Below are 22,420 nucleotides of genomic sequence, written 5' to 3' on the forward strand. Positions count from 1 at the left end.
CGATGCCGTCCTCGCCTGCGCGGGCAGGCTTGCGGCTGCGGCCTCCCAGCCCCCGAGAGAGACGCCACCCGAGGCCCGGCGGAGCCGGTTCCACGGTGGCACTGGCGTTGGACCGCGTCAGTTTCATCTGTCGCACACAAAGCCAATGCAGAGGGAAATATTTTTAAGCCTTTTCAGGCCCTGGCGCTTATCTAAAAAGCGCAAAAAGCTCCCAATTTAGGAGCAAATTATTCACCCGATAAAGCGCCCACCCAAGCCGGGCCTTCCAGCTGGTGGATGTCCTGAGTCGCTACGGCCTGCAACGCCGACGCATCCACCCGCCCAGGCACCAGATCGGCCAGGGGGCGCAGCACGAACGCGCGCTCCGCCATGCGGGGGTGGGGCACGGTGAGTGTGGGGGTGTCGATCACCTGGTCGCCAAACCACAGAATGTCGAGGTCCAGCGTGCGCGGCGCGTTGCGGTAGGGGCGCTCGCGGCCGGCAGATAGCTCGATGGCTTGCAGGGCACCCAGCAGGGCCTCAGGTGCCAGGGTCGTTGTCAGCTCGGCCACGGCGTTGAGGTAATCCGGGCCACCGGCATCGACCGGTGCGCTGCCATAGAGCGGCGACACGCGCAGGACCCGCGTGCCGGGCAATTGACCCATGGCCGCCAAAGCCTTGCGCAAGGCGGCTTGCCGCTCTCCAAGATTGGCCCCCAGGCCCACATAGACCCGAGAGGGCCGCTCAGCCTGCTCCCCCACGTCCGGCAAACTCACTCGCCAGCCGCAGCAGGTGCTGCACCTTCGCCACCACCACCACCGGGCTTGCGGCGACGACGGCGGCGCTTCTTGGGCGCGCCGCTTTCGGCGGCCCATTCGGTCTCGCCGCCCGCATGGTCAGTGTCTTGGGCGGTACCAGGGGCACGTGGTGCCGCAGCAGGTGCACTGCGAGGCACACGCTTGACCACAGGCTGCGCTTTCTGGCGGACCTTCTGCTCTTCCTTGGCCTGGTCCATCAGGTCGTCGCGGCGCTCATCGTCCGCCGCCTGGAAGTCTTGCCACCACTCGGCCAGGGCTTCCTCGACTTCGCCCACATCGGCGCGCAGGCGCATGAAGTCGAACCCGGCGCGAAAGCGCGGCTGCATGACCATGCCGAACGGCGTGTTGCCCACGCGCTTTTCAAACCGCGGCTGCATCACCCAGATCTCACGCATGTCGGCGGCCAGCTTGCCGCGGCCCGACACGTCGCCAATACGTTTGTCGAACACCTCGTCGATGGCCTCTTGCAGCGCGGGCAGCGGGTGTTGGCGCTGGTTCAGGCGCTCCTGCCAGCCATTGCGCACGTCTTCCCACAGCACGCAGGCCAGCAAGAAGCTGGGGGCCACGGGCTTGCCTTCGTTCACGCGGCGGTCGGTGTCCACCAGGGCCGCTTTGACAAACGGTGTGTCGGCGCGCTCCACGGCCACGTCCAGCAACGGGTAGATGCCCTTGGACATGCCCAGCTTGCGCAGCTGCTCGATGGTGGCGATGGCGTGCCCGGTCTGCAGCAGCTTGAGCATTTCGTCAAACATGCGGCTTTGGGGGACCTCGGCCAGCAGGGCCTGCGACTGCACCAGCGGCGCTGCCGACTTGGCATCGATGCTGAAGCCCAGCGGGCTGAGCTTGGCCGCAAAACGCACGGCGCGGATGATGCGCACCGGGTCTTCGCGGTAGCGCGTGGCGGGGTCGCCAATCATGCGCAGCGTCTTCTTCTTCGCGTCCTGCAAACCCTTGTGGTAGTCCACCACGATCTGGCTGACCGGGTCGTAGTACATGGCGTTCACGGTGAAGTCGCGGCGCGTCGCGTCTTCGTCCTGCGGGCCCCAAACGTTGTCGCGCAGCACGCGGCCGCTGGCGTCCACGGCATGCTGCATGCCCGACAGCTGCGCCTTGCTGGTCTTTTCGTTGCCAGCCACCTGACCCGCTGCGGCATTGTCGAGGTAGGCGCGGAAGGTGGAGACCTCGATCACCTCGTGCTCGCGGCCCCGGCCGTGCACCACATGCACGATGCGAAAGCGCTTGCCGATGATGAAGGCGCGGCGAAACAGGCCCTTGACCTGCTCAGGCGTGGCGTTGGTGGCCACGTCGAAGTCCTTGGGGCGCAGGCCCAGCAGCAGGTCGCGCACAGCGCCACCCACGATGTAGGCCTCGAAGCCGGCGTCTTTGAGCGTCTGCACCACCTCGGCGGCGCGGCGGTCCACCAGCTCGGGGTTGATGCCGTGCACGCTGGCGGGCACCTCTTCGCGCTTGCCAAAATGGGGCTTGCCACCGGAGGTCCCGGGCGTCGATTTGCCCAGCAGTTTGTCGATGAACTTCTTGATCATGGGTAGGGAGATATCAGGGGACTGCGAGCGCAGGGGGTCAGGAGGCCGTCTGGCTGGCAGGCTCGGCAAACAGGTCCAGTATGCGCCAGCCGCGCTCCTGGGCCAGGGCGCGCAGGCGCGGGTCGGGGTTGGTGGCGACCGGGTGGTTCACCTTCTCCAGCAGGGGCACGTCGTTCATGGAGTCGCTGTAGAAGGTGCTCTCCACGTCGGCCCAGCTGAGCTGCCGCTCGGCCAGCCATTGTTCCATGCGGCGCACCTTGCCTTCGCGCATGGTCGGGATACCGTCAATCTCGCCGGTGTACCAGCCGCTGGCGTCGCGCACCAGCTGCACGGCCAGCAGTTGCGGCACCCCCAGCGCCTGGGCGATGGGGGTGGTCACGAACTCGTTGGTGGCAGTGACGATCACCACCTCGTCGCCCGCTGCCTGGTGCTGGCGGATCAGGTCGAGCGCCTGAGGCTTTATGGCGGGGGTGATGACCTCGCGCATGAACTGTTGGTGCGCCGCCGCTGCGGCCTCGGGCCCGCGCAGGCGCACGGCCTCGGTCGCAAAACGCACGTAGTCGTGTACATCGAGCGTTCCTGCCTGGTAGTGGGCATAGAACTCGTCGTTGCGGCGCGCGAACTCCACCGGGTCGTTCCAGCCGATGCGGATGGTGAACTCGCCCCACTCGTAGTCAGAGTCGAGCGGCAGCAGCGTGTGGTCCAGATCAAACAGCGCAAGCCGCAGGCGGCGGGGTTCAGAGGTCATTCGGATTCACAAAAAGGCAAAAGTGGGTTCCAGCATCATTCCGATTCGAGCATTGTCTTGAGCAGCGGAATCGTGATGGCACGCTGGGTGCGCAAGGCAAAGGCGTCGAGCTGGTCCAGCAGCTGCATCAGGCTGCCCAGGTCGCGCGAAAAGCGGTTGAGCATGTAGTCCATGACTTCGTCGCCCAGGAACACGCCTCGGGCGTCGGCTTCCTGGCGCAGCACGGCGCGGCGCTCGGCCTCGCCCAGCAGTTGCAGCTGGAACACATGGCCCCAGCCCAGGCGGCTGCGCAGGTCGTCGCGCAGCGGCAGGTCGGCGGGGGGCAGATCGCCAGCCGCCAGCACCCAGCGCTGGCTACCGCTGGCGGGGCTGATGGCATTGACGAACCAGTTGAAGGCCGTGGCCTGCTGGGCGGTGCTGTACAGGTGCACGTCGTCCATGACCACGGCGGCCCAGCGTTCATCAAAATCGGGCGGCTCGCCCACCGAGGGGTCGAGCCAGCCCACGCTGGAGCCCTGCTCGCGCAGGGCCTGGCGCACGGCCTGGAGCAAATGGGTCTTGCCGCTGCCCGGCTCGCCCCAGAGGTAGGTGGGCACCGGAGAGCGGGTGGCTTCACTGCTGCCCGCCCCGGCGGCCAGGCGCAGGTGCTGCAGCGCGGCCTCGTTGGGCCCGGCAAAAAAACGGTCCAGGGTGGGCCCGGTGGCCAGGCCGATGTCCAGCGCCAGTTGCTTCATCGTCATGCGCGGCGCCCGCACAGTACAGGCTGAACCGTGGCGGAAGGTGCGGAAGCGGCGGTCAGGAAGAGGGTCAGCAGCGGCATCACAAGTGGGTGGGAAGGCACCGGGCCGTCGATGACTGCGGCCAGGCGCGGCGACAAAGTGGCATACGGCGCGTGGTCACCGACCGGCTCCCTCGCAGGGGCTGGGCGACAATGGCCGCGATTTTAGTCTGCTGCCAGCCCCCTGGGCCGCCGCCCGGCACCACCGTCCCCTGCCTTGCACCATGACACCTCCCGCCGCCCCCGCCAAGCGCCTGCCTGCCAGCATCTGGGCGCTGGGCTTCGTCAGCCTGCTGATGGACGTGTCGTCCGAGATGATCCACAGCCTGCTGCCGGTGTTTCTGGTCACCACGCTGGGCGTGAGCATGCTCGCCGTGGGCCTGATCGAGGGCGCGGCCGAGGCCACGGCGCTGGTACTCAAGGTGTTTTCGGGGGTGTTGAGCGACTGGTGGGGGCGGCGCAAGCCACTGGCGGTGCTGGGCTATGGGCTCGGTGCACTGTCCAAACCCCTGTTTGCCATCGCGCCCACCGTGGGCCTGGTGGTCGCGGCGCGCCTGCTCGACCGGGTGGGCAAGGGCATACGCGGCGCGCCGCGCGACGCGCTGGTGGCCGACCTTGCGCCGCCCGGCATGCGGGGCGCGGCATTCGGGCTGCGGCAGTCCCTGGACACCGTGGGCGCCTTTTTGGGCCCACTGCTGGCCATGGGGCTGATGCTGCTGTGGGCCAATGACTTCCGCGCCGTGTTCTGGGTGGCCGTGATTCCGGCCGCCCTGTGCGTGGCACTGCTCCTGGTGGGCGTGCGCGAGCCCGAGCGCGCCGCCAGCGCCGTGCGCACCAACCCCATCCGCCGCGAGAACCTGCGTCGCCTGGGCGGCGCCTACTGGTGGGTGGTGGCGCTGGGCGCCGTGTTCACGCTGGCACGCTTCAGCGAGGCATTTTTGGTGCTGCGCGTACAACAGGGAGGCCTGCCGCTGGCCTGGACGCCCCTGGTGCTGGTGCTGATGAACGTGGTGTTTGCACTGGGCGCCTACCCGCTGGGCAAACTGGCAGACAGCACCCGCCACACTACGCTGCTGGCCTGGGGGCTGGTGGCGCTGATCGCTGCCGATGCGCTGCTGGCCTTCAGCGACCGGGGCGCTGCCGCCTGGCTGGGGATTGCGCTGTGGGGCCTGCACATGGCCATGACGCAGGGGCTGCTGGCCACCATGGTGGCTGACACCGCACCGGCCGACCTGCGGGGCACGGCGTTTGGCATGTTCAACCTGGTCAGCGGCGTGGCACTGCTGGTGGCCAGCGGGCTGGCAGGCCTGCTGTGGGACCGGCTGGGCGCCAGTGCCACGTTTGGTGCCGGAATCCTGTTTGCCACGCTGGCTCTGGCCGGTGTACTGGTGCAATCTGTCCGGCATGGTTCTACCCCAAAGCCCCCTTCCCCACAGGGCTGAGAAAGTGCGTCGGGGCGTGCCCCTTAAAATCCCCGGATTCCAGCCCGCCCGGCGGGCCTACCAGCACCACACCACCCATGAGCTCTTCTGCCCCCTCCACCCCCATCTCCTACAAAGACGCCGGCGTTGACATCGACGCGGGCGACGCCCTGGTCGAGCGCATCAAGCCGCTGGCCAAGAAGACCATGCGCGAAGGCGTGCTGGCGGGCATCGGCGGCTTTGGCGCGCTGTTTGAAGTGCCCAAGCGCTACAAGGAGCCCGTGCTGGTCTCTGGCACCGATGGCGTGGGCACCAAGCTCAAGCTGGCGTTTGAATGGAACATGCACGACACCGTGGGCATCGACCTGGTGGCCATGAGCGTTAACGACGTGCTGGTGCAGGGCGCCGAGCCCCTGTTCTTCCTGGACTACTTTGCCTGCGGCAAGCTCGACGTGGACACGGCTGCGGCCGTGGTCGGCGGCATCGCCAAGGGCTGCGAACTCTCCGGTTGTGCGCTGATCGGCGGCGAAACGGCCGAAATGCCCGGCATGTACCCGGCGGGCGAATACGACCTGGCCGGCTTTGCCGTGGGCGCGGTCGAAAAATCCAAGATCCTGACCGGCAAGGACGTGGCCCCTGGCGACGTGGTGCTGGGCCTGGCCAGCCACGGCGTGCACTCCAATGGCTTCTCGCTGGTGCGCAAGTGCATTGACCGCGCTGAAAGCCAGGGCACCGTGCCCGCCACGCTGGACGGCAAGCCCTTCAAGCAGGCCATCATGGAGCCCACCCGCCTGTACGTGAAGAACGTGCTGGCCGCGCTGGCCGCTCACCCCATCAAGGCCCTGGCCCACATCACCGGCGGTGGTTTGCTGGAGAACATCCCCCGCGTGCTGCCCGACGGCACCGCCGCGCACCTGAAGAAGGGCAGCTGGCCCCAGACCGAGCTGTTCGCCTGGCTGCAGAAGACGGCGGGCATCGACGACATCGAGATGAACCGCACCTTCAACAACGGCATCGGCATGGTGGTGGTGGTGGATGCGGCCAACGCCGAAGCCACGGCCGCCACGCTGCGAGCTGCCGGTGAACAGGTCTACGCGATTGGCACGATCGCAGCGCGGGGCGAAGGCGCCGCCGTGGTGGTGGCCTGATACCCGGCCAGCAACACCGCCCCCTCACCGCGCATGGCGCAGCGCCCCGCTCCACCCCCCTCAGCGCAACCTGAGCCCACGCCCACCACCCTGCCGCCGCGCGCCCTGAACCAGGGCATCGTGGTGGCCAGCTATCTGCTGGTGGCCGCTGCGCTGCTGCTGGTGATGTGGCGTGGCCTGCTGCCCGGCCTGCTGTGTGTGTGCCTGGGCTTTTTGCTCACCCGGGCGCTCACAGGCTGGTTTGCAGCGGGGCTGGGCCGGATCCAGCGCCAAGCCGCCCCATCCCCCACCAGCCTGCGCGTGGCCCAGGTCACGGCCGCTGGTCTGGTGATGCTGCTGCCCCTGGCGCTGCTGGCGCTGGGCCTGACCCATTCGCGTGGCTACCTGGTCAGCGCACCGCAGCAGTACCAGGAACTGCTCACCTACATGGCCCGCACGGTGCTGGAGCTGCGCCTGAAGCTGCCCGCCGACATGGCCTCCCACCTGCCCGAGGGCGTGGCCGACATCCAGCGCATCATTGCCAGCTACCTGGGCGCCAAGGCCGGTGCGCTGGCCATGGCGGGCCGGGCCTGGCTCGCCGGGGTGCTGTTTGCCTATGTGGGCCTGCTCATCGGCGCGCTCGCCGCCGTGCGCCCGCCAGTGCTGGCGCGCGGCCCGCTGGCCCAGCAGCTCAAGCTGCGCATCACGCTGTTTGGCGAGGCGTTCCGCCAGATCGTGGCGGCGCAGTTCTGGATCGCGGCGTTCAACACCCTGCTCACCGCCCTGTTCCTGCTGTTCGTGCTGCCGGTGTGGGGGCTGCAGCTGCCTTACACGCCGGTGCTGATCACCTTCACCTTCGTGGCCGGGCTGGTGCCCATCGTGGGCAACCTGGTGTGCAACGTGGTGATCACCATCGTGGGGCTGTCGGTGTCGCCGCTGGCGGCCGCCGCCTGCCTGGGGTTTTTGATCCTGATCCACAAGGCCGAATATGTGATCAACGCCAAGGTGGTGGGCCGCCGCACCCAGATGGGCGTGTGGGAGCTTCTGAGCGTGATGTTCGTTGCCGAGGCCGTGTTTGGCCCTGCGGGGCTGGTGGCGGCGCCGCTGTTCTACGCCTACCTCAAGAAGGAACTGGTGGCCGCTCGGCTGGTGTGACCGCAGCCGGGCAGTGGCCTGCGGCCCCCCCGGAGCCACCCGCACGGATAGTCACTTTTTGATAGCAGCAAGCACAATCAGCACTAGCGCTTGCGGCCATTTTCTCGATCATTTTGCGAATTGACGGGCCACAAAGGCCCAGATGAGCGCCGACGCATCGGGCCCGGCCGGGTCGCTGTAGGGCAACTGCGCGGCGCCGCCGCTCCAGGCATGGGCCAGCCCGACCACCTCACGCAGCGCCACCACGGTACGGCCCCGGGCCTTGAATTCGGTCACCCGCATGGGGTATCGCTGGCCCCTCTGCAAGGTGCGGATGGCACCCGCCCGCGCCCCCAACGCACCGGCCCACAACAAGGCGGTCGCCGCCGCGTTGCGCACCGACACCACACCATCGGCATCGCCATGCACGATCAGCAGCGGGGGCAAGGCCGCAGCGGCGCTGACGGGCAGCACGGTAGCGTCTGTCGGTGTGACCGCAGCGGCAACCGCAGGAGGGTCCGGCAGATGGGCCTCGCGACGGCCATGCATGGCAGCCAGGGCCGTGGCGGCGGATTCGGCCGTGCCGGGCGCCACACCGGAATGCATGGCCACCGCGCAGAACCGGTGGGGGTAAAGCGCCGCCATCAGCACCGCCATGCTGGCGCCTGCCGACAACCCGGCCACCGCCACCCGCGCCAGGTCCACCGGCAGGCGGCGCGCCACCTTGTCCACGGCAGCCAGCAGCGTGGCGGCTTCGGCCTCGGCCATTGCGGCGTTCAAACCAGTTCCAGCAGCCGTGGGCGTTGGCCATGCGCTCCTGCTCGGGGTACAGCACCACAAACCGATGACGCGCCGCCAGCCGGTTCATGCGCGACACGGCGGCAATGTCCCGCCCCGTCTGGCCGCAGCCGTGCAGCATGACCAGCAGCGGCAGCTTTTCGCCCGGGCGCAGGGCCAGCCCGGCAGGCACATAGGCATGAAACCGCCGCGCCCCCGCCGGGCCGGGGGCCACGCCAGACATCCACTCGCCCCGCGACGGCACCGGCTTGCCTGCGGGGCGCGGTGTGCGGGCCGTGGAAGGCATCTTGGCAACCGCCGCCTTGCGCGGCGCTGTCCGCAGTTTGGACGCTGCCTTGGCCCGCACCGGCCGGGTGCTGGCCCGCGCAGCCCGCGCGAAGGCCTTGAGATTGCGCTGGTAGGCCCGCGTCAGGGACGACAGCGAGAACAGGCGGGAGCGGCGGGGCATAGGCGGGCAGGTGGTCTGGCGGTCGATGTTCAAAGATCAGGGAAAACCCTAGCCACCTTAACAGCTTCCCGCATAGCTCGTATAGCGCTATGTCTTTGATAGCTTGAAAGGCAATATGTACCTGCGCATAACGCTGATATGGCTCCAAAACCCGCTTCACAGGGCCAGCGCGGCACCTGAAATGGGCTGGGGCGCCAGCCAGGCCCGTCATTCGCCACAGAATGATGGCTGAAATTGATCGAATCCTGTCTCTGTCAGTTCGGACCGTCGGCCGCTGGACAGCGAAGATAAGCACATCCAAACCACTGCCTCTGTGAGCACACCATGAAAACCTGTCTGATAGTGATTGATGTCCAGGAATCCTTCCGCCACCGCCCCTTCTTCACCGAACGCGACCTGCCTGCCTACCTGCAAGCGCAGAACGCGCTGATCGACGGGTGTGTCGCCCAGGGTATCCCGGTGGTGCGCGTGCTCCACAGCGACGGCCCCGAAGTCGCCGAGAACCCGTTTTCGCAGGCCTCGGGCCAGGTGCGGCCGCTGCAAGGCTTGACCACCTTTGAAGCAGCAGCCACCTTCACCAAGTCGCGCCACAGCGCGTTGGTGGGCACGGGCCTCGATGTGTGGCTGACAGGCCATGGCATCCAGCGCCTCATTGTGAGCGGCATCCGCACCGAACAATGCTGCGAAACCACCACCCGCCACGCGTCCGACCTGGGCTGGGACGTGGACTACGTGACCGATGCCACGCTGACCTGGGACATGGTGCAGCCCGACGGCGAGGTGCTGGCGGCGGCCGACATCAAGACCCGCACCGCCACGGTGCTGCAAGGCCGATTTGCGACCCTGTGCACCGTGCAACAGGCGCTGGACCGGGCGGCCGCATGAGCAGAGCCCAGCCATTGCAGGTCGCCATCCTGGTGTTCGACGACGTGGAGGCCCTGGACCTGGGCGGGCCCTATGAGGTCTTCACCACCGCCAGCCGCATGCACCAGCGGCAACATCCCGGCGCGCCTGCACCGTTTGTGGTGCAGTGCGTGGCCCGCAGCCTGGACCCGGTGCGCGCGCGGGCGGGTTTGCGCGTGTTGCCCGATGCGGACTTTGCCTGCGCCACCGCGCCCGATGTGCTGATCGTACCCGGCGGCGTGGTCGATGCCGCTGCCGCCTGCCCTGCCACCCGCGCCTGGATCGCCCAGGCGGCAGGCCGTGCGCAGATCACGGCCTCGGTGTGCACAGGGGCCTTCATCCTGGCCGCAGCCGGTGTGCTGACCGAAGGCCCGGCCACCACCCACTGGGAGGACACCGCCGACCTGCGCACGCAGTACCCCGCGCTCGACGTGCAGGAGAATGTGCGCTGGGTGGACCGGGGCGCGTTGGTGACCTCGGCCGGCATCAGCGCCGGCATCGACATGAGCCTGCACCTGGTCACCCGGCTGCTGGGCGCGGCACTGTCCGAGCGCACGGCCCGCCAGATGGACACGCCCTGGAACCCTCATCCATGACACGCTTTTAGCCACTCAACGCCATCGATGCAGAACCCGGTCCCTTCCCCCATCCACGTCTATTTCGCCCTGCTGCCGGGCAGCCTGGTGCTGGACTGGGCCGGCCCGGCCGAGGCGCTCCGCATCGCCAACCAGACACTGGCCAAGCAAGGCCAGCCCGATCGGTTTGTGCAGCACTTTGTGAGCCCCACGCCCGAGTCTGTTTCCTCCGTAGGTGCCGTGCTGACCCAGCTGGAGCCACTGCCCGCCACCCTGCCCAGCCCCGCCTGGGTGGTGCTGGTGGGCCTGGCCGGTCCACACATCGCGGTGGATGGTGACGAAGCCCGCGCGCTGCTGCACTGGCTGCGCGGGCTGCGGCCCGTGGCGGGGCAGCTGGAGCTGATCACCGTGTGCGCGGGCTCGGTGCTGGCCGCCCATGCCGGCCTGCTCACGGGGCGCCGCGCCACCACCCACCACCAGCATCTGGACGAGCTGGCCGCCGTGGACCCGCGCTGCGACGTGGTGGCCAACCGCGTGTTTGTGGCCGACGGCGCCGTGTACAGCAGCGCGGGCGTGACCACGGGCATCGACCTGCTGCTGCACCGCATCTCCGACACCTGCGGCCCCGCGCTGGCCGCGCAGGTGGCGCAGGCCATGGTGGTGGCCCTGCGCCGGGGGCCCAACGACCCCGAGTTCTCGCCCTTTCTGCACCACCGCAACCACCTGCACCCGGCCCTGCACCGCGTGCAGGACGCCGTGGGCCAGCAGCCCCAGGCCGACTGGAGCGTGCCACAGATGGCCGAGGTGGCCCACACGTCGCCCCGGCACCTCACGCGGCTGTTTCTGGAACATGCGGGCATCGCGCCGCTGCAATACCTGCGCCGCATCCGCCTGGCCACGGCCGAGGCCGCGCTGCGGTCCGGCCAGAACGTGACGCAGGCGGCGCTGATGGCGGGGTTCAGCTCCGACACGCAGCTGCGCCGGGCCTGGCACCAGTTCGGGCGTGGCGGCACGCCATCACAGGGCGGTGCGCGCAGCCACTGAGGGGCCCGTCCTGCGTGATGCCGCGCGATGCACGCGACCCAGCACCCGCCGATAATCAAGCCCTTTGCCGCACCACCCGCCGGGTCGCCACCATGCAAGAACCACCCCGCCCCGCCAACGAGCCCGACCGCCTGCAGGCGCTGCGCCAGCTGCTGATTCTGGACACGCCGCCCGAAGAGCGGTTTGACCGCCTGACGGCCTTTGCCGCGCAGGAGTTCGATGTGCCCACGGCGCTGCTCTCGCTGATCGATGACGACCGCCAGTGGTTCAAGTCGCGGGTGGGTATGGACCAGTGCGAGACCTCGCGAGGCATCTCGTTCTGCGGCCACGCCATCCTGCAGGACGACATCATGGTCGTGCCTGATGTGAACCAGGACGAGCGCTTCATCGGCAACCCGCTGGTCACGGGGGAGCCCTACATCCAGTTTTATGCGGGCGCGCCGCTCAAGCTGCCCAATGGGCACAACGTGGGCACCCTGTGCCTGCTGGACAGCAAACCCCGCACACTGGACGCCATCGACCTGGCCATCCTCGGTTCCCTGCGCGACCTGGCAGTGGAAGAACTGGTGCGCCGCGAGCAGGGAGCCTCCGCCCCATGAGCGATCACAGCCCCCAGGACATCCTGCTGATCGAACCCAGCTCGCTGACGGGCAGCATCATCGTCTCCACGGCCCGCCAGCTGAACCTGCCCGCCGTGCGGCAGGTGAACAGCGTGCGCATGGCCCAGCAGCGGCTGACACACCAGGACTTTGCGGGTGTGATCGTCTCGATCGATGAGCACCAGCAGGAGGCCGTCGCCCTGCTGGAGCAAGTGCGCAACGATACGCTGGCCGTCAGTGCCAGCGTGCCGGTGGCGGTGACGACCACGCAGGTCGATGCCTCCACCGCCGTGAAGATGAAGGCCCTGCAGGTGCGGCGGGTGCTGATCAAGCCCTTCAAGGTGCGGGATGTGATCGCCACCATTGCACTGCTGAAGGACTCGTAGCCTCCCTCGGCCCCGCAGGGGGCGCGTCAGATGTCTCAGTAGATCTCTGGCACGTACATGCTGGCAGGCACGGGCTGGCGCAAATACTCGGGGTTGCGCACGCGGTCGGGCAGCACCACGGGCGGGTGTGGGACCTCCTGGTAGGGCAGCTGAGACAGCAGGTGTGCAATGCAGTTCAGGCGCGCCTTTTTCTTGTCCACCGCCTGCACCACCCACCAGGGTGCTTCGGGGATGTGGGTGCGCTCCAGCATCGTTTCCTTGGCCTTGGTGTAGGCCTCCCAGCGCACGCGGCTTTCCAGATCCATCGGGCTGAGCTTCCACTGCTTGAGCGGGTCGTGAATACGGCCCAGAAAGCGCAGGTGCTGCTCTTCATCGGTGATGGAGAACCAGTATTTGACGAGCGTGATGCCCGAACGCACCAGCATCTTTTCAAACTCGGGCACGGTGCGGAAGAACTCTTCGTATTCGTCGTCGGTGCAAAAGCCCATCACCCGCTCGACGCCCGCGCGGTTGTACCAGCTGCGGTCAAACAGCACCATCTCTCCCGCCGCAGGCAGATGCGCTACATAGCGCTGAAAGTACCACTGCGTGCGCTCTCGGTCGTTGGGTGCGGGCAGTGCCGCCACCCGGGCCACACGGGGGTTCAGGCGCTGCGTGATGCGCTTGATGACGCCCCCTTTGCCCGCCGCATCGCGCCCCTCGAACAGGATCACCACCTTCTGGCGGCTGTGCTGCACCCAGTCCTGCAGCTTGACCAACTCGCCCTGCAGGCGGAAAAGGTCCTTGAAGTACTGCTGGCGCGCCAGCTTGTCGCCAGGGCTGGGGGCGCCGATGTCATCGACCTCGCGGTCTTCGATCTCCAGTTCCAGCTCTTCGTCGTAGCTGTCGATGAGGTCGTTGGCGATTCGTTGCATCAGCTCCTGCGTGTCAAGGGCGTTGTTGTAGAACATGGGCAAGCATCCGGCGGTAGTGCAAATCAGATGCGCGATAGTGGACCGCTGCAGTGACAGCGCCATGACACTGGTGTGATCTGTCACAACGCTGTCATGCCCAGAGGCCAGCATGCGAGGCCGTGCCGACAGCAGACCACTCCGCCGCTTTGTCAAATCCCCTCGCCCCCAACGCCAGCCTGAACTACGGCGGAGATGCCGCCGGGCTGATCTACGGCTACCTGCTGGGTACCGACACCCCGCCGCAGGAGGTCGATTCGGCCCAGGCCGCGCAGTGGCTGGCCGACCTCCAGGCAGGCGCCGCGCCGTCAGGGCAGTTTCTGTGGCTGCACTTCAACCTGAGCCACGCGCAGGCGGTGCGCTGGATGGAGCGGCACGCCTATTTGCCGGAAGCTTTTTTTGATGCGCTCAAGGACCGCTCGGTGTCCACGCGCATCGAACGCGACGATGACACGCTGATCGCGGTGCTCAACGATGCCCACTTTGATTTTGCGTTCGAGCCCTCGGACATTGCCACGCTGTGGACCAGCGTGGCGCCCCACCTGATGGTGACGGGGCGCACACGTCCGCTGCGGTCGGTGGATGCCCTGCGCACCACGGTGCGCAGCGGCAACGCCCCGTGCTCCAGCGTCGCGCTGCTGGCCGAACTGATGCGCACGCAGGCATCAGGCCTCGTGGACATCGTGCGGGGTGTGACCCAGCGCATCGACGATGTGGAAGACGCGCTGCTGGCCGGCCGCCTGGACCACAAGCGCGCACGGCTGGGCGTGCTGCGGCGCCTGCTGGTGCGGCTGCAGCGGCTGCTGGCCCCCGAGCCTGCGGCGCTGTTCCGCCTGCTGCAGCACCCACCGGCCTGGATGGGCGCCGACGATGCGCAGGAGCTGCGCGATTCGACCGAAGAGTTCTCTGTGGTGCTGCGCGACATGCAGGGCCTGCAGGAGCGCATCAAGCTGCTGCAGGAAGAAATTGCCGCCAGCGTGCAGGAGGCCAACAGCCGCAGCCTGTTTGTGCTGACGGTGGTGACTGTGCTGGCCCTGCCCATCAACATCCTGGCCGGCCTGTTTGGCATGAATGTGGGCGGTGTGCCGCTGGCGGATAACAGCCACGGCTTCTGGATCATCGTGGCCGTGGTGGCGGCCTTCACGGCGGTGGCGGGCTGGCTGGCCCTGCGGGGCACGCGCGATCAGTAAGTAGGTGGGACTGTTCGGCAGTCGGCAGGTTTGATCGCCCGACAAGCAAGACAGGCCCGGTGGCTAGCCCCACTACAATGCCGCCCCTTGCCCAGCTCCCCGGACCGCCTGCCACCATGAACATCGTCGTCAACGAAGAACTCAAAGCCTACATCGAACCCCTGACGCCCGACGAACACGACGCGCTGGAGCGCAGCATCCTCACCGAAGGCTGCCGCGACGCACTGGTGCTGTGGGGCGATGTGCTGGTGGACGGGCACAACCGCTACGGCATCTGCCAGAAGCATGGCCTGCCTTTCCAGACCGTGCAGAACCCGCGCTTTCAGTCGATGGAAGACGTGCACCTGTGGATGATCGACCAGCACCTGGGCCGCCGCAGCGTGTCCGACTTCCAGCGCGGCGTGCTGGCCCTGCGCAAGCGCGAGATCATGGCCGAGCGCAAGGCGCGCGCAGCCACTGCCACAGACACTGCAGAGGCCACCCCCACGGCGGATGTGCCCGAGGCCGCAGCCGCCCTGCCCGCCCCCGACCCTTTGAGCAGCCGCGAGGCCATTGCCAAGGCTGCGCGGCTGAGCAGCAGCCAGGTGGTAATGATCGAAAAAATCCAGAAACAGGCGGCCCCCGAGCTGGTGGCCGCCGTCAAGTCCGGCACCATCTCCATCAACGCCGCAGCCGCTGTGGCTACTCTGCCCGCCGAGGAACAGGTGGCAGCCGCAGTGGCCGGCAAGGACGAACTCAAGCAGGCAGCGAAGCGGGTGCGCGAACTCAACAAGCGCAAGCCACGCGAGGAGGCGCCATCAGACGACAAAGCCCATGCTGAGACAGCCGCCGGTGCCGAAGGGAACACCGACGAGTTGCACGCCCTTCGCCAGCGTGTGGCAGAGCTGACGGCGGAGAACACCGAGCTGCGCCGCCAGGTAGCGCAACTGCAGGCGGCGCTGCCTGCAGACAGCACGCCGTTCTAAAACTGTCTGGGGAGTCGGCCGCCGGGGTTCACCCGTTGGCGTTGCGCAGCGCGCTCAGCCGGTCGGCGATAAGGTCCAGGTCAAGCCCGTCTTCACTGTGGGCCAGATAGGCCTCCAGGTCAGCCACGGCCTCGGCCGTGTTGCCGCGCTCGGCATGCGCGAGGCCCCGGTCGCGCCGCTCGCCCCAGGCCTCGGGCAACAACACGATCAGCCGGTCCAGCACGGCAATCAGCCGCTGCCAGTCCTGCTGGGTGCGGTGCACTTCCTTGAGGTTGCGCAGCATGCGCGCAATGATGTCGCGCGGCGTGGCGGCTTGCAGGTACAGGCCCAGCGGCACATCGTAGTCGTCCACCAGGCCGTTGCGGCGCTTGTAGGGCTCCAGCCGCTCGGCCAGTTCCTCGCGGCTCAGGGACTGACCCGAGATCGGGTCCAACACCACTTGGCCCTTGGGCAGCAGCACCTTGACCATGAAGTGCCCCGGGAACGCAATGCCCCGCGCGTGCAGGCCCAGCCCCTGCGCCAGCTCCATCCACAGCACGGCCAGGCTGATGGGAATGCCCCGGCGCGTGCGCAGCACGGCGTTCAGGTAGCTGTTTTCGGGGTCGTAGTAGTTGTTGATGTTGCCGCCAAAACCCAGGTCGGCAAAAAAGAATTGGTTAAGCGTGCGCAGCCTTTGCAGTGCGGGGGCATCGGCAGGCAGGCGGCGCTTGATGCGGGCCTGCAGCTGATCCACATCGCCCAGCAGTTGCTGCACGTCGAACTCGGGGTACTCATCCTGCGCAAGGCTGGCGGCCGCTTCGAGCAAGGGAAAGTGGTCGTCGCTTTGCACCAGCGATGCAAAGTACTCCAGCGAGGTGGGCACGGAAAGGCTCAGGGACATGGCAGCTTTGTAAGGGGCCGCTGCCATGGCGTCAAGCTACAGAAGCACGGGCTTTGCAGGGTATTTCGGGCGCCGGGCGGGCCGCTGCCGCTCAGCGGCGCAGCAACTGGCGCAGCTTCAGGCCGGCGGCCCACAGGGCGCCAAAGTACAGCACCGCAGCGGCCACCATCATCGCGGCCAGCAGGCCGATGCGCTGAAGGCGCTGCGCTTTCATTTCCACCCAGTCGAAATGCTGCGCACCCCAAGCCAGCAGCACGGCCAGCAAGGCGCTGGCCGCCACCACCTGCAGGGCAAACCGCCCCCAGCCCGGCAGCGGCCGGTAGCTGCCACGCCGCAGCAGCCCCACCAGCAGCCAGGTGGCATTGATGACCGCCCCCACGCCGATGGACAGCGTCAGCGCGGCATGCTGCAAATAGGGCACCAGCACCAGGTTCATCATCTGCGTGAACACCAGCACCGCCACCGCAATCAGCATGGGGGTGCGCATGTCGTGCTTGGCAAAGTAGCCCGGCGCCAGCACCTTGATGGCCACGATGCCCACAATGCCCACCCCGTAGCCCGCCAGGGCCAGCGTGGTCTGTTGCACATCCCGGTCGGCAAAGGCGCCGTAGTGGTACAGCACAGCCACCAGCGGCTTGGCAAACACCAGCAGCGCCACCATGCAGGGCACCGACAGCACCACCACCAGCCGCAGCCCCCAGTCGAGCATGGCCGAATAGCGTTCGTCGTCGTGCTTGGCACGGGCACTGGCCAGCTGCGGCATCAGCACCACACCCAGCGCCACACCCAGCAACGCGGTGGGCAGCTCCATCAGGCGGTCGGCATAGGTGATCCAGCTCACGCTGCCGGTGGCCAGGTGCGAGGCAATCTGCGTGTTGATGAGCAGCGAGACCTGCGCCACGCTCACCCCCAGCAAGGCGGGCAGCATCAGGCGCACCACCTTGCGGGTGGTGGGGTCGGCCCAGGCCGCGCGGATGGCCGACCAGCGCACGCCAATGCGCGGCAGCAGTCCCAGGCGCAGCAGCGCAGGCACCTGGATGCCCAGTTGCAGCAGGCCGCCCAGCATCACGCCCGCTGCCTGGGCATAGATGGGCTCGATGCCATGGCGCGCAAACAAGGGCGCGCCCAGCGTGATGGACAGGATGAGCGCAATGTTGAGCAACACCGGCGAGGCGGCGGGCACCGCAAACTTTTTCCAGGTGTTGAGAATGCCCCCCGCCAGCGCCACCAGCGACATGAAGCCGATGTAGGGGAACATCCAGCGCGTCATCGTGACGGCGGCATCAAACCCCTGGGGCTGGAGCCCACTGGCCATGGCCCACACCATCCAGGGCGCACCCAGCACGCCCGCGATGCACAGCAGCACCAGCGTCCAGGCCAGCAAGGTGCCCACGTGGTCGATCAGCGCCTTGGCGCCCTCGTCGCCGTCCTCGGCCCGGGTGGCAGCCAGCACCGGCACAAAAGCCTGGCTGAAAGCGCCCTCGCCCAGCACCCGGCGGAACAGGTTGGGAATGCGGAACGCCACATTGAAGGCGTCGGTCATGGCACTGACCCCAAACACGGAGGCCATGAGCAACTCGCGCACCAGCCCGGTGATGCGGGAGACGAGGGTCAAGAGGGAGACGGTGGAGGCGGCTTTGAACAGTGACACCGCGGGGAGTGTATTCCCCCTGCGCCGCTTCGCGCCTGGGTACAGCTGCCACAGGCCGCAGCTTTTTCAGACCGTCCAAGCCTGCACAGGCAGGCACGAAGCCGTGCCCCTCCGCCTTCAAGGGCGATGCACATGTTGCGCTGACAGCGCCAGGCGCCACTGGCGCGCTGGCGATGGCATTCCGCCGGTTCGGGCACAGGGGTGGATACAGGCGCTGCTCTGGGCTATAATCGCTGGCTTTGCTGGCATCATCCACAGACCCAAGGAACTAAACAATGGCATCCGCAAAACCCAAGAAGAAGAACCCGCGCCTGGCGTCGGGCCGCAAGCGCGTCCGTCAGGACGTCAAGATCAACGCTGCAAACACCTCGCTGCGTTCCAAATACCGTACCGCTGTCAAGAACGTCGAAAAGGCTGTTCTGGCTGGCGACAAGACCAAGGCGACCGAACTGTTCGCCAAGATGCAGGCCGTGGTGGACACCGTGGCTGACAAGGGCATCTTCCACAAGAACAAGGCTGCTCGCGACAAGAGCCGTCTGTCTGCCAAGGTGAAAGCCCTGGCAACGGCCGCCTGACCCACCTCAGGCAAACAGCCCGAACGGCACCTGCCGTTCGCCGTTTGTAACGGGTGCGCTGCCAGCAAAGAACGAACAAACCGCCTTCGGGCGGTTTTTTCGTTGGGGGTTCAGAACTGCACCAGGCAGCCTGAAGCGCATCAAAGGGTGGATGGGGAGTGCCCGCTGGCTGCCGGGCGGGCACGCCCCTGCGCAGCGACGCCTCGGGCCCGACGCGGCAGGCAGCGCCGGAAGCCAGGCCGTGGCCGGTCAGGGCTTGGCGGGAGGAGGCGGGTCGGGCAGCAGGCAGGCCTCGGCCACCTGCAGGTTGTTGTCGCGGGCGAAATTGATCACAAAGTCCCAGGCCATGGGCTCGTGCCCCTGCAGGTCGCGGTGTACGACTACACATTTGACGCCGTTGAGCGTGGTGGGAATGCACCAGGGCGAATAGCTCAGATGGCTGCCTGGCCGGGCTCCACCGGGTCGAAAGCTGCTCATCACCCCGGCCAGCCGCTCGGCCCAGTCGCTGGGACGAAAGGTTTTCCCGTCATGGGTGATGCCCTGGATGAAGACTTCTTTGGAGGAGGGGGAAACCATCGGGGATTGGAGTGGTAGTGAGGGCACAGACGCAGGATCACTGCATGTTGCACCGCAACGCGACATTCTAACTCTTATATAAGAGCTAGCTCCCTAATCCCTCCGGCGCGCTACACATAGGCACCCCGAAGAGGGTAAGGGCCCGGCATTGCAGTGATGCGCAATCGTCAACAGACCGTCGCCCTGCTCCCCCTAGAATCGTGACTCGTTTTTTCGCCACTGCACCGTCTGGAGATTTCCGCATGACCGCTTTCATTGAGGCAGCTTCGCCCCACGTGATGAACACCTATGGCCGCGTACCGATCGCGCTGGCCCGTGGACAAGGCAGCCGCGTGTGGGATGTGAATGGCAAGGAATACCTGGACGGGCTGGGCGGCATTGCCGTGAACACGCTGGGCCACAACCACGCCAAGCTGGTGCCAGCGCTGCAGGACCAGATCACCAAGCTGATCCACACCTCCAACTACTACCACTCGCCCCTTCAGGAGCAGCTGGCCACCAAGCTGGTGGAGCTGTCGGGCATGCAGAACGTCTTCTTCTGCAACTCGGGCCTGGAGGCCAATGAGGCGGCCCTGAAGATTGCCCGCAAGTTCGGCGTGGACAAGGGCATCGCCAAGCCCGAGATCGTGGTGTACGAAAAGGCCTTCCACGGCCGCTCCATTGCCACCATGTCGGCCACCGGCAACCCCAAGATCTACAGCGGCTTCGGCCCGCTGGTCGAGGGCTTCATCCGCGTGCCGCTCAACGACATCGAAGCCATCAAGAAGGCCACCGAAGGCAACCCCAACGTGGTGGCCGTGTTCTTTGAGACCATTCAGGGCGAAGGCGGCATCAACCCTATGCGCGTGGAATACCTGCAGCAGCTGCGCAAGCTGTGCGACGAGCGCGGCTGGCTGATGATGATCGACGAAGTGCAGTGCGGCATGGGCCGCACCGGCAAGTGGTTTGCCCACCAGTGGGCTGGCATCGTGCCCGACGTGATGCCACTGGCCAAGGGCCTGGGCTCGGGTGTGCCGATTGGCGCGGTGGTGGCGGGCCCCAAGGCCGCCAACGTGCTGCAGCCCGGCAACCACGGCACCACCTTTGGCGGCAACCCGCTGGCCATGCGCGCCGGGGTCGAAACCATTCGCATCATGGAAGAAGACGGCCTGCTGCAAAATGCCACCACGGTGGGTGAGCACCTCAAGGCGGCACTGCAGCGCGAGCTGGGCAGCCTGCCCGGTGTGAAGGAGATCCGGGGACAGGGCCTGATGCTGGGCATTGAGCTGAACAAGCCCTGCGGCGCCCTGATCGGCCGCGCGGCCGAGGCAGGCCTGCTGCTGTCGGTCACGGCCGACAGCGTGATCCGCCTGGTGCCCCCGCTGATCCTCACCACCGCCGAAGCCGACGAAATCGTCGCCAAGCTGACCCCGCTGGTCAAAGCCATCCTGGCTGAATGAAGAATAGTCCCACTGCCATGACGACGCTGAAACATTACCTGCAGTTCACCGACCTCACCGCCGACGAGTACGCCTACCTGTTCGAGCGCGCCGCGCTCATCAAGAAGAAGTTCAAGGCCTACGAAAAGCACCACCCGCTGGTGGACCGCACACTGGCCATGATCTTCGAGAAGGCCAGCACCCGCACGCGCGTGAGCTTTGAGGCGGGCATGTACCAGCTCGGCGGCAGTGTGGTGCACCTGACCACGGGCGACAGCCAGTTGGGCCGCGCCGAGCCCATCGAGGACAGCGCCAAGGTCATCAGCCGCATGACCGACCTGGTGATGATCCGCACCTACGAGCAAAGCAAGATCGAGCGTTTTGCCGCCAACTCGCGCGTGCCCGTGATCAACGGCCTGACCAACGAATACCACCCCTGCCAGATCCTGGCGGACATCTTCACCTACATCGAGCACCGTGGTTCCATCCAGGGCAAGACGGTGGCCTGGGTGGGCGATGGCAACAACATGGCCAACACCTGGCTGCAGGCGGCGTCGCTGCTGGGCTTCAAGGTGCATGTGAGCACGCCACGCGGCTACGAAGTGGACGAGAAATTGGCCGCTGGCGCCCATGGAATCAGCGCTGACAGCTATCAATTCTTTAGCAACCCCATGGAGGCCTGCCGGGGTGCCGATCTGGTCACCACCGATGTGTGGACCAGCATGGGCTACGAAGCCGAGAACGAAGCGCGCAAGAAGGCCTTTGCCGACTGGTGCGTGGACACCGAAATGATGGCTGCGGCCCAACCCGACGCCCTCTTCATGCACTGCCTGCCCGCACACCGGGGCGAAGAGGTCGAGGCCGACGTGATCGACGGGCCGCAGTCGGTGGTATGGGATGAGGCGGAAAACAGGATGCACGTGCAGAAGGCACTCATGGAGTACCTTCTGCTCGGCCGTATTGCATGAAATGCAATGCGGTGGCGCGCCAGCGCCAGCAACCTGTTTCGGCGCAGGCTCACGTCCGCGCAGCGGACGTGAAGCAGCCGCAGGCTGCGGGCCATAGCCAGAACACCATTTACCTGCAGAAGGCCCTGATGGAGTACCTGCTGCTGGGCAAACTGGCCTGACAGCCCCATGCCCTGGCGCCGCCAGCCCGCCCACAGCGCCGAATTGCTGGCGCACTGGCAGGCCCTGGGCCAAGCGCTGGGGCGCGACACGCCCGCTTGGCGTGCTGAAGGCCGGCGCCTGCTGCGCAGCTGGGCCCGCTGGCCCCGCGCCTACCACGACACCACCCACCTGCGGGCCTGCCTGCGGCACCTGCAGGCGGTGCAGGACCACCAACCTGGCGCGCTCCACAACCCCCACGCCGTGGCGCTGGCCCTGTGGTACCACGACGCCGTCTACTGGCCGTGGAGCGGCCACAACGAAGAGCGCAGCGCCGACTGGGCGCGCCAGTTTCTGCTGAGCCAAGGGCTGCCCACCACGCTGGCCGAGACCGTGCACCAGCATGTGATGGACACCCGCCACACCCCGGACCCACTCACCGGAGATGCGTTGTGGGTGGTGAACATCGACTTGGCCATACTGGGCCAGAACGACGCGGTGTACCGCCAGTTCGAACGCAACGTGCGGCGTGAATACTTCTTTGTGCGCTGGCCGCGCTATGTGGCAGGGCGCAGCGCCGTGCTGCAGGGGTTTCTGGACCGTCCGCACATCTACGGCACGGACTACTTTGCGCAGCGCTACGAGGCCCAGGCGCGCGTCAACCTGCAACAGGCGCTGAGCGCGCTGGGCCAAGGCCAGCTGTACCAGTAATCAATTAGAGCCAAAACGGCCTGTAGCGCTAGTGAATCATGCGCTAGAAGCTATACAAAAGATAGCACTCACTGAGAAGCAGGCCCGCGACGAACA

General features: G+C 66.9%; 23 protein-coding genes and 1 pseudogene. 15 read left to right on the forward strand and 9 right to left on the reverse strand.

The window, feature by feature from the left end; translation table 11 throughout:
• Positions 1-227: 227 nt before the first annotated feature.
• From folK to hda, 4 genes are read right to left on the reverse strand one after another with little or no spacing between them, the layout of a single operon-like run.
• Complete coding sequence (gene folK, locus C8C95_RS04040) at positions 228-755, reverse strand: 2-amino-4-hydroxy-6-hydroxymethyldihydropteridine diphosphokinase (protein WP_243415627.1); 528 nt, start codon at positions 753-755, stop codon at positions 228-230.
• The gene (gene pcnB / locus C8C95_RS04045) at positions 752-2,341 is read right to left on the reverse strand and encodes a polynucleotide adenylyltransferase PcnB (RefSeq protein ID WP_116747741.1); all 1,590 of its coding nucleotides are present in this window, start codon (positions 2,339-2,341) and stop codon (positions 752-754) included. Before pcnB ends, folK begins: the two co-directional genes overlap by 4 nt.
• Before the next feature lie 37 nt (positions 2,342-2,378).
• Positions 2,379-3,089: an HAD family hydrolase gene (locus C8C95_RS04050; RefSeq protein WP_116747742.1), complete on the reverse strand. Its 711-nt coding sequence runs from the start codon at positions 3,087-3,089 to the stop codon at positions 2,379-2,381.
• A 35-nt stretch (positions 3,090-3,124) separates the two neighbouring features.
• A complete protein-coding gene (hda, locus tag C8C95_RS04055) occupies positions 3,125-3,823 on the reverse strand; it encodes a DnaA regulatory inactivator Hda (RefSeq protein ID WP_056748298.1) in 699 nt (232 codons plus the stop codon).
• A gap of 268 nt (positions 3,824-4,091) precedes the next feature.
• Here hda and C8C95_RS04060 point away from each other — a divergent pair, with 268 nt between their 5' ends.
• The 3 genes from C8C95_RS04060 to C8C95_RS04070 all read left to right on the forward strand — a co-directional run bounded on the left by C8C95_RS04060 (position 4,092) and on the right by C8C95_RS04070 (position 7,570).
• Positions 4,092-5,309: an MFS transporter gene (locus C8C95_RS04060; protein ID WP_116747743.1), complete on the forward strand. Its 1,218-nt coding sequence runs from the start codon at positions 4,092-4,094 to the stop codon at positions 5,307-5,309.
• Between the two features lie 77 nt (positions 5,310-5,386).
• The gene (gene purM, locus C8C95_RS04065; RefSeq protein ID WP_056066695.1) at positions 5,387-6,436 is read left to right on the forward strand and encodes a phosphoribosylformylglycinamidine cyclo-ligase; all 1,050 of its coding nucleotides are present in this window, start codon (positions 5,387-5,389) and stop codon (positions 6,434-6,436) included.
• Positions 6,437-6,469: 33 nt separating this feature from the next.
• Positions 6,470-7,570 (forward strand): hypothetical protein, encoded by a 1,101-nt coding sequence (locus tag C8C95_RS04070; RefSeq protein WP_056066692.1) that lies wholly within the window; start codon positions 6,470-6,472, stop codon positions 7,568-7,570.
• A gap of 108 nt (positions 7,571-7,678) precedes the next feature.
• On the opposite strand, the pseudogene C8C95_RS04075 reads toward C8C95_RS04070, so the two are convergent.
• Positions 7,679-8,795 (reverse strand): annotated as a pseudogene (locus C8C95_RS04075) (PHB depolymerase family esterase).
• Positions 8,796-9,119: 324 nt separating this feature from the next.
• Between C8C95_RS04075 and C8C95_RS04080 the strand changes: the two are divergent.
• The 5 genes from C8C95_RS04080 to C8C95_RS04100 all read left to right on the forward strand — a co-directional run bounded on the left by C8C95_RS04080 (position 9,120) and on the right by C8C95_RS04100 (position 12,302).
• Positions 9,120-9,680 carry an isochorismatase family protein gene (locus tag C8C95_RS04080; RefSeq protein ID WP_116747744.1) on the forward strand — a complete coding sequence of 187 codons (561 nt, stop codon included), beginning with the start codon at positions 9,120-9,122 and terminating at the stop codon, positions 9,678-9,680.
• On the forward strand, positions 9,677-10,294 hold the full coding sequence (locus C8C95_RS04085; protein WP_116747745.1) for a DJ-1/PfpI family protein: 618 nt from the start codon (positions 9,677-9,679) through the stop codon (positions 10,292-10,294). The genes C8C95_RS04080 and C8C95_RS04085 overlap by 4 nt, the downstream gene beginning before the upstream one ends.
• Before the next feature lie 27 nt (positions 10,295-10,321).
• Positions 10,322-11,317: a helix-turn-helix domain-containing protein gene (locus tag C8C95_RS04090; protein WP_116747746.1), complete on the forward strand. Its 996-nt coding sequence runs from the start codon at positions 10,322-10,324 to the stop codon at positions 11,315-11,317.
• A gap of 92 nt (positions 11,318-11,409) precedes the next feature.
• The gene (locus tag C8C95_RS04095) at positions 11,410-11,916 is read left to right on the forward strand and encodes a GAF domain-containing protein (RefSeq protein WP_056748308.1); all 507 of its coding nucleotides are present in this window, start codon (positions 11,410-11,412) and stop codon (positions 11,914-11,916) included.
• Complete coding sequence (locus tag C8C95_RS04100) at positions 11,913-12,302, forward strand: histidine kinase (protein WP_116747747.1); 390 nt, start codon at positions 11,913-11,915, stop codon at positions 12,300-12,302. The genes C8C95_RS04095 and C8C95_RS04100 overlap by 4 nt, the downstream gene beginning before the upstream one ends.
• Before the next feature lie 35 nt (positions 12,303-12,337).
• Here C8C95_RS04100 and ppk2 read toward each other — a convergent pair whose 3' ends face one another.
• A complete protein-coding gene (ppk2, locus tag C8C95_RS04105) occupies positions 12,338-13,252 on the reverse strand; it encodes a polyphosphate kinase 2 (protein ID WP_056067080.1) in 915 nt (304 codons plus the stop codon).
• Between the two features lie 149 nt (positions 13,253-13,401).
• Here ppk2 and C8C95_RS04110 point away from each other — a divergent pair, with 149 nt between their 5' ends.
• Positions 13,402-14,442 (forward strand): transporter, encoded by a 1,041-nt coding sequence (locus C8C95_RS04110; RefSeq protein WP_116747748.1) that lies wholly within the window; start codon positions 13,402-13,404, stop codon positions 14,440-14,442.
• Between the two features lie 116 nt (positions 14,443-14,558).
• Positions 14,559-15,407, forward strand: a complete 849-nt coding sequence (locus C8C95_RS04115) for a plasmid replication/partition related protein (RefSeq protein WP_116747749.1) — start codon at positions 14,559-14,561, stop codon at positions 15,405-15,407.
• Positions 15,408-15,435: 28 nt separating this feature from the next.
• Here C8C95_RS04115 and C8C95_RS04120 read toward each other — a convergent pair whose 3' ends face one another.
• Positions 15,436-16,287 carry a transglutaminase-like domain-containing protein gene (locus tag C8C95_RS04120; RefSeq protein WP_015015383.1) on the reverse strand — a complete coding sequence of 284 codons (852 nt, stop codon included), beginning with the start codon at positions 16,285-16,287 and terminating at the stop codon, positions 15,436-15,438.
• A gap of 91 nt (positions 16,288-16,378) precedes the next feature.
• Complete coding sequence (murJ, locus tag C8C95_RS04125) at positions 16,379-17,938, reverse strand: murein biosynthesis integral membrane protein MurJ (protein ID WP_116747750.1); 1,560 nt, start codon at positions 17,936-17,938, stop codon at positions 16,379-16,381.
• Between the two features lie 275 nt (positions 17,939-18,213).
• Between murJ and rpsT the strand changes: the two genes are divergently transcribed.
• Positions 18,214-18,513, forward strand: coding sequence for a 30S ribosomal protein S20 (gene rpsT / locus C8C95_RS04130; protein ID WP_056066666.1), 300 nt, complete (start codon positions 18,214-18,216; stop codon positions 18,511-18,513).
• Positions 18,514-18,762: 249 nt separating this feature from the next.
• Here the strand turns inward: rpsT and C8C95_RS04135 are convergent, their stop codons facing one another.
• Entirely contained in the window at positions 18,763-19,089 is a 327-nt protein-coding gene (locus tag C8C95_RS04135) for a DUF3579 domain-containing protein (protein ID WP_056066664.1), read from the reverse strand.
• Between the two features lie 242 nt (positions 19,090-19,331).
• Between C8C95_RS04135 and C8C95_RS04140 the strand changes: the two genes are divergently transcribed.
• The 4 genes from C8C95_RS04140 to C8C95_RS04150 are packed head-to-tail and all read left to right on the forward strand — an operon-like array spanning position 19,332 to position 22,324.
• On the forward strand, positions 19,332-20,528 hold the full coding sequence (locus tag C8C95_RS04140) for an aspartate aminotransferase family protein (RefSeq protein WP_015015388.1): 1,197 nt from the start codon (positions 19,332-19,334) through the stop codon (positions 20,526-20,528).
• Between the two features lie 17 nt (positions 20,529-20,545).
• Positions 20,546-21,475, forward strand: coding sequence for an ornithine carbamoyltransferase (gene argF / locus C8C95_RS04145; protein ID WP_116747751.1), 930 nt, complete (start codon positions 20,546-20,548; stop codon positions 21,473-21,475).
• On the forward strand, positions 21,472-21,636 hold the full coding sequence (locus tag C8C95_RS23645) for a hypothetical protein (RefSeq protein ID WP_165836507.1): 165 nt from the start codon (positions 21,472-21,474) through the stop codon (positions 21,634-21,636). The genes argF and C8C95_RS23645 overlap by 4 nt, the downstream gene beginning before the upstream one ends.
• Positions 21,637-21,643: 7 nt before the next feature.
• Entirely contained in the window at positions 21,644-22,324 is a 681-nt protein-coding gene (locus tag C8C95_RS04150) for a hypothetical protein (protein WP_116747752.1), read from the forward strand.
• Positions 22,325-22,420: the final 96 nt, after the last annotated feature.

This window comes from Acidovorax sp. 99 (assembly GCF_003096455.1).
Classification (GTDB): domain Bacteria; phylum Pseudomonadota; class Gammaproteobacteria; order Burkholderiales; family Burkholderiaceae_C; genus Acidovorax; species Acidovorax delafieldii.

Bases quoted from the DNA above. Each gene is read 5' to 3' on its own strand.
- pcnB (WP_116747741.1), bottom strand. From the start codon at position 2,341: ATGATCAAGAAGTTCATCGACAAACTGCTGGGCAAATCGACGCCCGGG.
- C8C95_RS04050 (WP_116747742.1), bottom strand. From the start codon at position 3,089: ATGACCTCTGAACCCCGCCGCCTGCGGCTTGCGCTGTTTGATCTGGAC.
- hda (WP_056748298.1), bottom strand. From the start codon at position 3,823: ATGAAGCAACTGGCGCTGGACATCGGCCTGGCCACCGGGCCCACCCTG.
- C8C95_RS04060 (WP_116747743.1), top strand. From the start codon at position 4,092: ATGACACCTCCCGCCGCCCCCGCCAAGCGCCTGCCTGCCAGCATCTGG.
- purM (WP_056066695.1), top strand. From the start codon at position 5,387: ATGAGCTCTTCTGCCCCCTCCACCCCCATCTCCTACAAAGACGCCGGC.
- C8C95_RS04070 (WP_056066692.1), top strand. From the start codon at position 6,470: ATGGCGCAGCGCCCCGCTCCACCCCCCTCAGCGCAACCTGAGCCCACG.
- C8C95_RS04080 (WP_116747744.1), top strand. From the start codon at position 9,120: ATGAAAACCTGTCTGATAGTGATTGATGTCCAGGAATCCTTCCGCCAC.
- C8C95_RS04085 (WP_116747745.1), top strand. From the start codon at position 9,677: ATGAGCAGAGCCCAGCCATTGCAGGTCGCCATCCTGGTGTTCGACGAC.
- C8C95_RS04090 (WP_116747746.1), top strand. From the start codon at position 10,322: ATGCAGAACCCGGTCCCTTCCCCCATCCACGTCTATTTCGCCCTGCTG.
- C8C95_RS04095 (WP_056748308.1), top strand. From the start codon at position 11,410: ATGCAAGAACCACCCCGCCCCGCCAACGAGCCCGACCGCCTGCAGGCG.
- C8C95_RS04100 (WP_116747747.1), top strand. From the start codon at position 11,913: ATGAGCGATCACAGCCCCCAGGACATCCTGCTGATCGAACCCAGCTCG.
- ppk2 (WP_056067080.1), bottom strand. From the start codon at position 13,252: ATGTTCTACAACAACGCCCTTGACACGCAGGAGCTGATGCAACGAATC.
- C8C95_RS04115 (WP_116747749.1), top strand. From the start codon at position 14,559: ATGAACATCGTCGTCAACGAAGAACTCAAAGCCTACATCGAACCCCTG.
- C8C95_RS04120 (WP_015015383.1), bottom strand. From the start codon at position 16,287: ATGTCCCTGAGCCTTTCCGTGCCCACCTCGCTGGAGTACTTTGCATCG.
- rpsT (WP_056066666.1), top strand. From the start codon at position 18,214: ATGGCATCCGCAAAACCCAAGAAGAAGAACCCGCGCCTGGCGTCGGGC.
- C8C95_RS04135 (WP_056066664.1), bottom strand. From the start codon at position 19,089: ATGGTTTCCCCCTCCTCCAAAGAAGTCTTCATCCAGGGCATCACCCAT.
- C8C95_RS04140 (WP_015015388.1), top strand. From the start codon at position 19,332: ATGACCGCTTTCATTGAGGCAGCTTCGCCCCACGTGATGAACACCTAT.
- argF (WP_116747751.1), top strand. From the start codon at position 20,546: ATGACGACGCTGAAACATTACCTGCAGTTCACCGACCTCACCGCCGAC.
- C8C95_RS23645 (WP_165836507.1), top strand. From the start codon at position 21,472: ATGAAATGCAATGCGGTGGCGCGCCAGCGCCAGCAACCTGTTTCGGCG.
- C8C95_RS04150 (WP_116747752.1), top strand. From the start codon at position 21,644: ATGCCCTGGCGCCGCCAGCCCGCCCACAGCGCCGAATTGCTGGCGCAC.